Source organism: Nocardioides silvaticus, assembly GCF_003160695.1.
GTDB classification, from domain to species: Bacteria; Actinomycetota; Actinomycetes; order Propionibacteriales; family Nocardioidaceae; genus Nocardioides; species Nocardioides silvaticus.
The window spans coordinates 204260-216971 of sequence record NZ_QGDD01000001.1 but is presented as its reverse complement, the minus strand read 5'-3'; the positions used below and the strand labels follow the sequence as shown (position 1 = coordinate 216971).

Here is a 12712-nt window from a genome sequence, read left to right as displayed (position 1 = left end):
CGGTAGCGCTACGGCGCTGATGGTTCCAAGGGGACGAACCAAACGAAAATACGAAGAAGGGTCAGCGGAAACCTCCACGCTCGTCCGAGTAGTTGTCATCCCGTTGCGGTGATCACTTGTCGGGGCCGGCCCCCTGTGGCATGAGTCGACAGGACGACGAGGTCGAGATCGATGAGGCGAGCTACGAGATCGTCGAGTTCGCTCTTGGTCTTGTTCTTGCCGAACAGTTCGCTCACCTGGGTGCGGTCCAGCCCGTCCGCGCCGGCCGCCTTCACGGCGGAGTAGAGGCGGTCCACGCGCTCGTCGCCGAGCGTGGCACCCCAGATGTGGGCGACGGACGCTTCGGAGTACTCCCAGAGCGCGGCCGCTGCCCGGAGGTGTACCGCCTCGAGGGCCGGGGACTGATCGAGTAGGGCGTAGATCGTGGCGAGGCGAAGCATCTGGGGGCTCGCCCGGACCGTCAGCGAGTCGTAAACCTCTCCGCCGGAGGGCTGCGACTCGACGATCCGGTAGAGCGTGTCCCAGTGACGCCGGAAGTCTGCGCTGCGCTTGACCTCACCAACGCTGCGAGCGAAGTTGACCGAAGCGCGCAGCCGGGCTCCGAGCAGCTCGATCTGGGCGTCGGTCAGACGTCCGGGCTCGGGAAGCAAGGTCCCGCGATGGCTCAGCACATGGATGAACCGATTCGCGTACCCGTTGGCGATGTCGACCGGCTTGAGGACCACCTTGAGCTCCCCGATGGTCACGTGGCCGAGCACGGACAGGTGGGGCTGCTCGGCGATGAGCGTCTGTGCCTTGGTCCGCGCGCTCAACGCGTCGCCGTCCCATGCAGACCGCAGGACTGCCGAGACGATCGAACCTTGGCGACCGGCGATGGTGAGCAGGCGGCCGTACTCCTCCTCGGTCAGAAGCAGGCGCTGGTCGAGGTCGACCTCACCGTCTTCGGCAAGGGACGCGAGCGCCTGGATGAGCGCCTCCCCGGACTGGATGCCACCTCGCAGGTGACGTGTGGTCATGAAGTCTTCGTCGGCGGCATCGAGAACCGGGCGGACAGCGGCTGCTGACGTTCCCTTGCGCGCCCTGGCAGAGGAGCCGACTACGACGCCGAACAGCAGCGGATAGTGCTTCTGATGTCCGACGTTGACGTGGGCGCTTCGGCCGACCATCGCGCCGAACGTCACCAGGAGCGTGAGCAGCATCGCGGGCGCCGATGCTTCGGTGAGCGGTGCCAGTGCCCGGACCACCTGTCCGGCGAGACCGTGGAGGGCGTCGTTGTCGAGCTCAGGTGCGCGGTCACGGCTCTCCAGCCGCCGCGCAAGCCTGAGCCGCCCGAGCAGCTCGAAGGAGGTTTCGTCGGACGCGAGTGCGGGCGAGTTGGTTTCCGCGTCCTGAGTGACTGTCACTGGTCGTCCCCGCCTGTTCAGGTAGGCGCGCGCCGCAACGCGGATCAGCGAGGCCACGGAGCGGTCCTCGGCAGCGGCCCGCTCCTTCAGGGCGTCGCGGAGGTCGTGGGGGAGCCGCACGACGAGGGCGACGTCGTTGATCGAGATGGAGGAGTCGTTGGTGGGGGAGGTCATTGGAGTCCTGGTGTGATCGGTTCGGTGGGATGCCGCTGGTGCGGCGAACACCGAAGGTCCCCGGTGTCGATCGGAGGGCAATCGCATGTAGAACCGTTTCGGTGTGACCTGTGTCACGTCTTGCGTTGCCACGGCTCGCGCCAACCGGTGCTGGCGGGCCACACAAGAGAGCCCCCGCAGACGGCGGGGGCATCCGGCCCCTACTGCTGCGGCCGAAACCCGCTGGAGGGTCCACGTGACACCGATGAACCAGCCGCAGCCCGCACTCGCGCTGGCTGCCACCCCGGCTCCACCCCGCGACCGGGAGACCCAACGTCTTCTCTACCTCTGGGTGCAGCTCACCTACCGCACCGCCTCCGCTGCGGCGCACCACAGCCCCGACGAGGCGTCCCTGCGTGACCTGCAGCTGCAGGTCGAGGACGCGCTCAGCGACCGGCTGGACGACCCGTACCTGGTGCTCGACGAGCTCTGGAGCTGGGAAGCGGCCCTTCTGCACACGGCGGAGACCTCGCCGGAGGACTGCCTGATCTGCCGCAAGGCACGGCTCGGCCTCCCGGCCGACCTGCCGCTCCCGGCTGGACTGGGAGGCGCCCGATGACCGTCGCGCACATCCCCCAGGGAACAGTTCCGGTCGCCGTGAACGCCGACACCGTCGTCATCCACGACCTCTCGGTCATCCATGGTGAGGCGGCGACCCTCGTCCGGTCCCACATGACCGAGCACGGTCCCGAGGCTGCGGCCGACCTGGTTCGGCGGGCGATCCCCGTCGGACTGGTCGCGCTCTCGCTCGGCACTGCCGGCATCGACACCGGCAGCCTCACCCGTACCCTCGACGCGTTCGCCGAGCGGGTGGACGAGAAATCCGGAGCCGCCCTAGCCAGCCTCGATCAAACGCTGACCCTGCTCCGCGGCGGCGAAGAGGCCGTGGCTCGAACGGCCGGTGCCGTCCTCGACAAGCTGCCAGCTCAGGTCGAGGCCGCTCTGGCCGGCCAGGCTGGAAGCGTCAGGGCCAGCGTCATGGAGGCGGCGCGAGCCGTCCAGGATGCCGGAGTCCAGGAGATCACCGCGGCGCTCGCGCGCCACTCAGAGTCGGTTCGCGACGCACTCTCGCTCGATCGGGAGGGTCCGGTCCGCATGCTGCGGAAGGACCTGCTCGACGAGTTGGGCGGTGCACGACGCGAACTCGGCGAACAGCTGGTCGCGCTGAAGAGCCTCGTAGAGGCCGCCCAGGTGGCCAAGAACGCCGGCGCCAAGAGCAGTCGAGCGATCGGTGCCGCCAACGAGGACGACGCCATGGCCCTGTGCCAGGAGGTCGTTACGGCGGCCGGCGACATCTTCGAGCGCACCGGCAGCCAGCCGGGAACGGGAGGCACCACCCGTCGCTCGGGCGACGGCGTGGCGACCTTGTCGCAGGCCATCACGGGCCACGGTCGGCAAGTACGGATCGTCGTCGAAGCGAAGTCGCGCACACGCCCACTCACGGCCAAGCAACATCGCGACGAGATCGCCAACGGCTGCCGCGTGCGCGACGCGGCTGGCGGTCTGGTGCTGGTCCCGACCGACGCGGAAGTGCCCGGGGGCGGATCGTTCGCCCGAGTGGACACCTGTGCGTACGTCGTCAGCACCGAACGAGCCGAGAGCGTCGAGCTCATCTACCTGCTGCTCAGAGAGCACGTAGCGATGCTCAAGGTCAGGCAGGACGACGGGTCAGAGATCGACCTTGCCCAGGTCGAGACCAGGCTGAGCATCGCGCTCTCCGGCATCAGCCAGCTCGACGAGGTCGGCCGGCTGGCCAACCAGGCCAAGACCTCGCTCGAGAAGCTCATCGTGCTCGGGCGAGACACCCAGCAGAAGGTCAGGGATACCCTGACCGAGGGGATCGCCCTCATGCATCCGTAGAACCAGTGAGGAGGAGCGCATCTAGCGCTCCTCCTCACTCTGCGATCTCACGCGTGGCCCTCGCCTTACAGCCATCTGAGCCTCCGCAGCGGCATGAAGCCTCACCGGACGCGAAGGCGTCACGGTTTCGTCAAGACGGTCCATTCGGCCGGACCCCTCAACTACCGTCTGCCGAGAACGCAAAGACTGGGTGGGAACGGAACGGAAGACAGTGACGACGAAGGTCATCGGAGGAGGTTCGAGCGCGGTCGCAGCGTCAGCGCATGCGGCGTGTGCGCGGTTTCGCGGCACCGATCCGCTGGTCACCGGGGTAGCCCGCAGAACCCTTGCCGAGAAGCTCGGCCACCCGGACACGTCCGGGCGCATCCCGGATGCTCGCTGGATGCGGGCTATGACGTTCGAGCGCCTCGTCAGGAACGAGGCGTTCGCCAGTCAGACTGTCACGACGACTGTCGGCGCGATCGGACTGAACCGGCCGACCGAGGTCGTCATCGCGGATGCGAAGGTCAACAAGGACCGGACCGCTGATCTGCTCACTGAAGCCCACCAGCGGGCATCCGCTGATGGCGCCGCCACCCTCATCCACCAGCTGGCCGTTCCGTTCGTCGGCTTCGAGGACACCAGTGCAACCGACGTGAAGCCGGACTTCGCTGTCGTGGCGCCGAACGTTGACCGGACCGGCTCGTGGCTGGTGGTCGGCGACGCGAAGGACTACGAGCGCCACCGCTCACGCGTCGAGGACTCCCGGCTGCTGAAGGGCTTCCTCCAGGTCGCCGTCGGCGCGGAGTCCGCCGCTGTCTGGTCCAAGCTGCCCGCAGGAATGCGCGTCCACCAGTACGGCGCACTCGCCGTGCCGCGCAACGCGTTCCTCCAACCCGAGGCCCTCGTCGAGGACCTGGCCGACCACCGGCGCGAAGTCGCGATGCGGATCGCCGAACGCCGAGCCGAGGCGAACGGAACGACGTTCGACCCCTCCGCGGTCGACCTGTTCGTCGAACACCTCATCGCGACCTACGACCCCGCCTCCTGCCCGTCTTGTTCGCTGTTCGCCTTCTGCCGCGCCGAGCTTCGGAAGTCCACCAACCCGACCGACCTGCTCGTCGAGATCGGCATCGCCAGGGAGGTCCGCCCGCACGTTGCCGGCATCGTCGACGGCACCGGCGCGGTCGGACCCGCCCGGCCGTCGGTCGTCGCGCAGGTCGTCGCCACAAAGGACGGTCTGCCGCAGCAGACCAAGCAGCGCCGCGTGGACCCGATCGGTCTGCCCGGCACCGTCAACCTGGTGCTCGCCAAGGCCGACGCTGCGGCACTCGGCGTGCACGGGATCGCGATCCAGGTCGTCACCTCCGAAGGACCGGGGAAGTGGCAGCAGCACGTCTTCCCCGAGCCGCAGTCGCCCCAGACACGCCGCGCCGTCGTCCGCGCGATCGGAGCCGCGCTCACGAAGGCGATCAAGGATCGACGGGTGGCGAACCCCGACAGCCCGGAGCCGGTCCACCTCGTGGTGCCGGACAAGATGACCGCCGACGTCCTCGTGTCGATCGCCGACAACCTGGCCGGCCTCGAGCTGAGTCGCCTCCGCTGGGCGCAGGACAAGCTGATGGGTCGCCCGCAACTGACCTTCGACGGCGAACCGGCGCAGGTGCCGCTGCGGCTGAGCGAGGACGACCGGACGGCGGTCGCGTTTCTCCTGGAGGACGACCGAGCCCGGGCGATGACCCTGCGCTCCCCGATCGTCAACGCTCAGGAGGTGCTGAACCGTCACCACGTCGTCGGCGGTCCAGCGGTGAGCGCGCTGCGTCTGGACTACGTCGTCGCGTGGTTCCTCGAGGGCAGCGCCGTCGACCACCGCAACCTCGCCGACGACGTCGAGAACCTCGCGCACACCCCCGGCGCGCGGCTGACGAACATCCAGTCCAACGCCATCCACGCCACGATCTCCGGGCCCGAAGAACGCCGCAACGTCGCCGAGTACGACCGACTCGTTCGCGCCGAGCTGGCCTACAAATCCGACGTCCTGACCAAGGCGATCGAGATTCTCGACGGCGACCAGCCGTCCCGGCTGCGGGTCGTGCACCGCACGATCGAGTCCGACGCGCAGACGGTCTGGCAGCGTCGACTACGGCTCCACGCCTCCGACCTCGTCCGGTTCGGGCGCACCTACCGCTGGTGGCGCAACGCGCTCGTCGAACCCATTCAGGACGACCAGAAGTGCCGCGACCAGCTTCTCGCCCTGGCCAACCCGCAGACCGCCCAGGACCTCGCCACCGACGCAGGTCAGCGGATGGTCGCCTTCGCCGACGTCGTCTCCGTCGACCCCCTCGTCCTGGACGTCCACTCGCGCCGCATCGTCGCCGGGTCGTCGGTGGTCCTGCTCCACGTCAACGACGACCCGTGCGTGGAACACCCCGACGTCGGCCTGAAGGTCCAGGGCACGTCGTTCCAGTTCCAGGGAATGGCGATCGGCCCGCTCAGCAAGGACGGCGTCGACGAAGACGCGCCGCGCGGGCACCTTCTCTGGACTCCCAAGATCTCGCCTGCCCTCACCGCCGGAGACCGAGTCGTCGTCGCCGACAGCGACTGGTTCGCCGGCACGCCGTACGGCAAGAACCTGAACGTGAAACGGCCCGCGGTCGACGGCAACGCCGCACCCAAGCCCGACTGCGTCACCGCCGGCTACGCCGACGACCCGGACGCCCACAACTACTGCTGCAAGCCGCACGAGGTCAACGAGGCCGAATGGTCCGACACGCTCGCCGAGCGCCGCGCCGCCGGCCTTCTCAACCCAGAGACTTGGCCGCCGGTGCGCAACGACGACGCGTTCGAAAGCACCGCCGCAGACGCCCCGCAGGGGGACCCGTACGCCGACGAGCCCGTCGCGGCACCCGACGACGCCACCCTGGACGACGTCGACTGATGGTCACCTTCACCTCGCCCGCCGAGACCGCGACTGGGCTGCACCACGCCGTCGCAGCGGCCGGCAACACCGCTGTCGCCCTCGAGGCGTCAGCCGCCCTCCAGGCGGCGCTCGCTGGAACGAGCGACCACCAGCGCATCCTGCTGAAGGCGGCCGCGGGCGCCGGCAAGTCGTTCGCCCTCAAACGGCTGGTTTACGACGCGGTCGCCCACGCACGCTGCGCGCGTGTCGCGATCATCGCTTTCACCAATAAACAGATCCATCCGCTCGCTGTCGACATCGCCAAGTCCCTGGGCAAGGACAACGTCTGCATCTTCGTCAAAAAGGGGACCGTCAACGATCTGCCCGACGACGTCGTCAAGCACGTGACCATCGCGGAGAAGACATCCGAGATCCCGACAGACGCCAAGGTCGTCATCGCGACCAGCCACAAGCTCGGCGCCCCGAGCGAGTTGCGCCGCCAGAAGGACGCACTCGGCCCAGGCCGCAACGGCGACACGCCCTACGACGTGCTGTTCGTCGACGAAGCGTGGCAGCTGCCGCACTACCTGTTCGACCGGGTCAACAAGGCCGCCCCGCTGTGGGTCGGCGTCGGCGACGTCGGGCAGCTTCCACCGCTGGAGGTGGGCACCAACCCCTGGCGCGGGGACCCCGGCCACAACCCATACCGCGCCTGGCCGACCGACTACACCGACGGTAAAGACGCGGACCGCACCTGGGAGCGGGAGCTCCCTGCCGTATGGCGCCCCCCGGTCGGGGCGCTGGCGCTATGGCGGGCGTTCTACCCCGAGTGGAGTCAGCTCGACTGCGTCGCCGGCCCGGACGACCGGAAGCTCGTCACCGGCGCCGACGGCGTCGCTGGCGAGATCTGGACGACGGTCGGCAGCGGCGTGCCCACCCTCCTCGAGGTCGACGGCCTGCCGCCCGCCGAGGCCGCCGACATCGACCTACCGCTCGTCGAGTACGTCGAATCGCTCTTGGACGAACTGTTCGCGGCTGGCTTCGCCCTCGAGCGGGCCAACTACGACCAAGAGGCGAACCCGACCGGCGAACGCGAGTGTTGGGAGCCCAGAACTCACACCGGCGACCCGCTCGTCGCGATCCTCGCCACTCGCAACCAGGCGGTCGACGACGCCGCGGACGCCGTCGATCGCCTTCGGGAGAAACACGAGCTGACCGACAAGGACATCGTCGCCTCGACCGTCGACTCCTGGCAGGGCCAGACGAACGGCATCACGATCGCCATCCACCCCTTGACCGGAGCCGGCGAGCTCAACGACTTCAACTCCGCGTTCGGCCGGCTCGCCGTCACCTGCACCCGCGCCACCCACGGACTGCTGATGGTCAGCCGCCCCGGCCTCGACACCCTGCTCGGCGAGGCCCCGGCGCGCCCGGGCAACCCATACGGCGAGCCCGGCAACCGCCAGCTGCCGCGACAGACCCACGAACGCATCCTCGGCACGTTCGCCCGTGCCACCATCACCTACATCCCCGACAACGCAGTCCAGGAGTAACCACGTGTCCCGGCTCAACGACCTGCTCCGCCAGCTCGAAGCGAACGAGAAGACCGCGGCGATCGCCAAGGAGCTCCGTACCGAGTACGACGCGCTCGTCGACCGGCGCGCTTTCGGCCTCAACTTCGAACGCCACACACCGGAGACGGTCGAGCTCCCTGGCCGGACGATCCGCCGCGGCGACAAGGTCCACGTCCTTCCCGAGCGCGGCAAGAACCCGACCGCCGAGAACTCGCGGCTGTGGCGAGTTGTCGCAATCGACCGGAGCGCCGGAATCGCGACCGTCGAAGACACCGCCGTCCAACCCGCGGAGACGCAGGAGCGACCGCTCACCGAGCTGGTCGTCGTCGCCGAGTTCCGCGACCCGATCTACCCGGGCCTCGTCTCCACCGGCAAGGTCGAGTGCGGGGGTGACAAGCCGTTCCACGCCGTGATCAACGCCGAGAACTACCACGCGCTCCAGACGCTGCTCTTCACCCATCGTGGCCGAGTCGACTGCATCTACATCGACCCGCCCTACAACACGGGCGCAAGAGACTGGAAGTACAGCAATGACTACGTCGAGAGTGACGACCTGTACCGCCACTCCAAGTGGCTGGCTTTCATGGAGCGACGACTGCTGTTGGCGCGGGATCTACTCAATCCAGAGGAATCGGTACTGATCGTCACCATCGACGAGCGGGAGCAATCGCGGCTCGCGCTTCTCCTCGAGCAGGTTTTCCCGGAGGCGAGCACGTCCATGGTTACGAGCGTCATCAGCCCTCAAGGATCCGCGCGACCAGGGTCGTTCTCGCGGGTTGAGGAGTATCTGTTCGTCGTCCGAATCGGCGGCTCAGAGGTCCAGCGCACCGGCGACGACATGCTCATCGAGGCGGAGAAGGCTGTCGACGCACCTGTCTGGTTCAGCATGATCAGAAGCGGCACAGACGCACGTCGTGAGGACAGCAAGAACCTTTTTTATCCTATCTTCGTAGAGGAGTCGTCGCGACGTATTGTGGACGTCGGCGACGCGCTCCCTCTGGGAGATGCTCGGACATCGGTTCCAGATAGACCGGGTCTCAGGACGATCTGGCCGATCCGGCGTGATGGGTCGGAAGGCCGCTGGCAGCTCTCTGCGTCAACCTTCCGTGAGTATGCACGGGATGGCTTCGCCAAGGTCGGCGAGAAGAATCCCGCCGGCAACTTCGCGATCATGTACATCCGCACGGGCGATCGCGCGCGCATCCTCGCCGGGGACATTGAAAGGCAGGGAACTGATCAGTTCGGCTATGCCATCTACCGGCGCGTCGGCGGTGCCTCGTCATCCCGAATCCCCAAGTCGGTCTGGAACAAGCTTTCCCATGACGCTGGCAAACAAGGAAGCATGCTCGTTAGCAGTCTGCTGGGCGGACGCAAGTTTCCCTTCCCGAAGTCTCTTTACGCGGTGGAGGATGCGATTCGATTCTTCGTCCTGGATAAGCCGGAGGCCGTCGTGGTCGACTTCTTCGGCGGGTCGGGCACGACGGGCCATGCCGTGATGAGACTGAACAAGCTGGACGGCGGACGACGCCGTTCCATTGTCGTGACAAACAACGAGGTCTCATTCGAGGAGCAGAGAGCTCTGAGAGCAAGAGGTCTCAGGCCTGGGGACGAGGAGTGGGATCGGTTCGGGATCTGCGAATGGATCACGAAGCCTCGCCTCAAAGCAGCGATCACCGGCAAGACCCCGGATGGCGAACCAGTCAAGCTGGACTACAAGTTCAATGGCGAGTTTCCCATGAAGGAAGGGCTCCAGGAGAACGTCGAGTTCTTCACACTGACTTACGAGGCGCCTCTGCGGGTGTCAAGCAGCCGTGAGTTCGCCCGGGTCGCGCCGCTGCTCTGGATGCGGGCAGGCTCGCAGGGTCGCCGGATCGACGACGTCTCGGCGGGGTTCGACGTCGTGGACACCTACGGTGTGCTCGCCGACCTCGACCAGACCGAGCCGTTCCTCAAGGCGATCGCCGCGCGGGAAGCCGAGGGCGCCGAGATCCGGATGGCGTTCGTGGTCACGGACGACGACCGGCTCTTCACGTCGGTGTGCCGGGACCTTCCTGAGCACGTCGAGGCCGTGCGGCTCTACGAGGCGTACCTGCGGAACTTCGAGATTGAGGCGGGACGGAGCACGCGATGAGGTTCGAGCTCCACCCCTACCAGCGCGACGCGGTCGGAAAGGTCCTCGACAACCTCGAGCGCGCCCGGGTCGCGTTCCACCGCGACGGCGAGAACTCGTCGCTCTCGCTGACCGCGACCACCGGAGCCGGCAAGACGGTGATGGCGGCCGCCGCGATCGAAGCGCTCTTCTACGGCAGCAGCGACCTGCTCGACGGCTTTGAGCCCGACCCCGGCGCGGTCGTCATCTGGTTCTCCGACGATCCGGCACTGAACCTCCAAACGCGGGACCGGCTGATCCAGGCGTCCGAGCAGCTCAACGTCGCCGACCTCGTGGTGATCGAGCCGCCGTTCTCCCGCAAGAAGCTCGAACCGGGCAAGGTCTACTTCCTCAACACCGGCAAGCTCGGCAAGAACTCGCTCCTGACGCGCGGCCACGTCGCCGAGACCGACAGCGACCAGAGCGCCGCGTTCACCGTCGCGCCCGACCTGCAGTCGTCGACCATCTGGGAGACGATCTCCAACACGATCGAGGACGAGGACCTGACGGTCTACCTGATCCTCGACGAGGCCCACCGGGGCTTCACGCCCGCGAAGGTGCAGGACAAGCCTACGCTCGTACGACGGCTGATCAACGGTCACGCCGGCTACAAGCCGATCCCCATCGTGTGGGGGATCTCGGCCACGATCGAGCGGTTCGACGAGGCGATGAAGACCGCCGACGCGTCGAAGAACCGGCGCGCCCTGCAGCGGGTGCTCGTGGACCCGGGTCTGGTCCAGGCGTCAGGTCTCGTCAAGGACACGATCGCGCTGACGATCCCCGATGAGGCCGGCCAGTTCGACCTCACGTTCGTGCGCCACGCCGCCGAGCGCCTGAAGGCGTCCACCGAGCGGTGGGCCGGCTATGCGACCCAGCAGGAGGAGTCTGACGTCGTCGTACCCCTGCTCATCTTGCAGGTGCGCAACACCCCCGATGACGAAGCGGGGGAGACAACGTGGCGCGACGAGATCGGGCAGGCGCTCGACGTGATCGCGTCGGTCCTCGGAGACATCGACGCCCGCCACGTGCGGCACGTCCTCGGTGAGCACAAACCGCAAAAGTTCGGGCCCTGGGAGATCGACTGGATTCCGCCGCAGCGCGTCGAGGGCACTCGCGAGGTCCGCGTCCTGGTCGCGAAGGACGCTATTTCCACCGGGTGGGACTGCCCGCGCGCGGAGGTGATGGTGTCGTTCCGCCCGGCGAAGGACAGCACGCACATCACCCAACTGCTCGGCCGCATGGTGCGCTCGCCGCTCGCGCGCCGGGTACCCGGGGACGAGCGGCTCAACGCGGTCGACTGCATCCTGCCGTTCTTCGACCGGACCACCGCCGGCAACGTCGTGAAGTACCTGACCGGCCAGATCGAGGAGATGCCCGGCTCGTCCCAGCGCAAGGTCCTGCTCGCACCGTGCGAGCTCACCCGTAACCCCGCAATCCCGCAGTCGGTCTGGGACGTGTGGGACCGCCTGCCCACCCAGACGATGCCGCAGCGTGACGCGCGACCGGTGATCCGTCTGACGGCTCTGGCCCAGGCGCTCTCCCACGACGGCATCCGACCTCGCGCCCTCGAGGCGGTCAACGATGAGTTGATCCCCGTGCTCGACAAGCTCGCGGCCGATCACGCCGCCGCGCTCGACGCGGCTGTGGCGGAGATCTGGGATGTCCACGTCAAGGAGATCCTCGGTCGCACTGGCGGCTCGAAACTGACCTACAACGACTTCGTCATCCGCGCCGACGACCGGGCGATCCGCACCGGCTTCCGGTTCGCCACCAAGGCGCTCGGCCACTCGTTGGCGACGGCGTACGTGGACCACCTGTGCCCCGAGGACGAGGACGACGACGAGCTCCGCGACGCGTTCGTCCGGACGGCAGCGCTCGCCTCGACCCGCGACGTGCGGGCGCGTGTCGACAACGTGGCGAATTCGATCGCGGAGCGCTGGTTCGACGAGTTCCGCCGGGAGATCGCCAAACTCAGCGACGAGCGCCAGGAGGAGTACGAGAAGATCCGCGGGCTCGCAGTCGACCCGCAACGAGGCTGGCTTGGCGAGCCTCGGCTGCGGATGGAGGACTACAAGGTCGTCGACAAGGCTACCGGCGAGGTGTCCGACGCGCCGCTGCTCGAGGGCCACCTGATGGCGGACGCGAACGGGCTCTACCCACTCGGCGGCCTCAACCCGTGGGAGGTCGACGTGGTCCGCACCGAGATGTCGCGCGACGGCGCGCTCGGCTGGTATCGCAACCCGCCGCGGCCGGCGACCGACTCGCTCACGATCGCCTACCGCGACGATTCAGGCAACTGGCGCTCGATGCACCCTGACTTCGTGTTCTTCCACGAGGACGACGGCGAGGTGAAGGCCTCTATCGTCGACCCCCACGGGCACCACCTCGACGACGCCCGGATGAAGCTTCACGCGCTCGCCGACTACGCCGAGAGGTACGGCGACCACTTCGACCGCATTGAGCAGGTCACCGCCATCGGGAACCGCAAGCGCACGATCCCGCTGCACTCCGAGTACTCGCGCGAGGGCATCCGCAAACTGAGGCGGTCCGTGGTGGAGTACTACGAGTCGGACATCGCGATCGTCTACGAAGGCTGACCAGGAGCGCACGTGTGCAAGTCACGCCGATGATGAAG

The 12712-nt window shown here is 67.6% G+C and carries 7 protein-coding genes; 6 read left to right on the top strand and 1 reads right to left on the bottom strand.

Features of this window, described 5'->3' with window-relative positions; genetic code table 11:
* Positions 1 to 95: 95 nt before the first annotated feature.
* Entirely contained in the window at positions 96 to 1577 is a 1482-nt protein-coding gene (locus DJ010_RS00975; protein WP_158282881.1) for a DUF3987 domain-containing protein, read from the bottom strand.
* A 244-nt stretch (positions 1578 to 1821) separates the two neighbouring features.
* Between DJ010_RS00975 and DJ010_RS00970 the strand changes: the two genes are divergently transcribed.
* From DJ010_RS00970 to DJ010_RS00945, 6 genes are all read left to right on the top strand, one after another.
* Positions 1822 to 2175 carry a hypothetical protein gene (locus DJ010_RS00970; RefSeq protein ID WP_109691764.1) on the top strand — a complete coding sequence of 118 codons (354 nt, stop codon included), beginning with the start codon at positions 1822 to 1824 and terminating at the stop codon, positions 2173 to 2175.
* Positions 2172 to 3476 carry a hypothetical protein gene (locus tag DJ010_RS00965; RefSeq protein ID WP_109691763.1) on the top strand — a complete coding sequence of 435 codons (1305 nt, stop codon included), beginning with the start codon at positions 2172 to 2174 and terminating at the stop codon, positions 3474 to 3476. Before DJ010_RS00970 ends, DJ010_RS00965 begins: the two co-directional genes overlap by 4 nt.
* A gap of 391 nt (positions 3477 to 3867) precedes the next feature.
* A complete protein-coding gene (locus DJ010_RS00960; RefSeq protein ID WP_211318598.1) occupies positions 3868 to 6393 on the top strand; it encodes a hypothetical protein in 2526 nt (841 codons plus the stop codon).
* Positions 6393 to 7907, top strand: a complete 1515-nt coding sequence (locus tag DJ010_RS00955; RefSeq protein WP_109691761.1) for an AAA family ATPase — start codon at positions 6393 to 6395, stop codon at positions 7905 to 7907. The genes DJ010_RS00960 and DJ010_RS00955 overlap by 1 nt, the downstream gene beginning before the upstream one ends.
* A gap of 4 nt (positions 7908 to 7911) precedes the next feature.
* Positions 7912 to 10059 carry a DNA methyltransferase gene (locus DJ010_RS22565; protein ID WP_109691760.1) on the top strand — a complete coding sequence of 716 codons (2148 nt, stop codon included), beginning with the start codon at positions 7912 to 7914 and terminating at the stop codon, positions 10057 to 10059.
* Positions 10056 to 12674, top strand: a complete 2619-nt coding sequence (locus DJ010_RS00945; protein WP_109691759.1) for a DEAD/DEAH box helicase — start codon at positions 10056 to 10058, stop codon at positions 12672 to 12674. Before DJ010_RS22565 ends, DJ010_RS00945 begins: the two co-directional genes overlap by 4 nt.
* Positions 12675 to 12712: the final 38 nt, after the last annotated feature.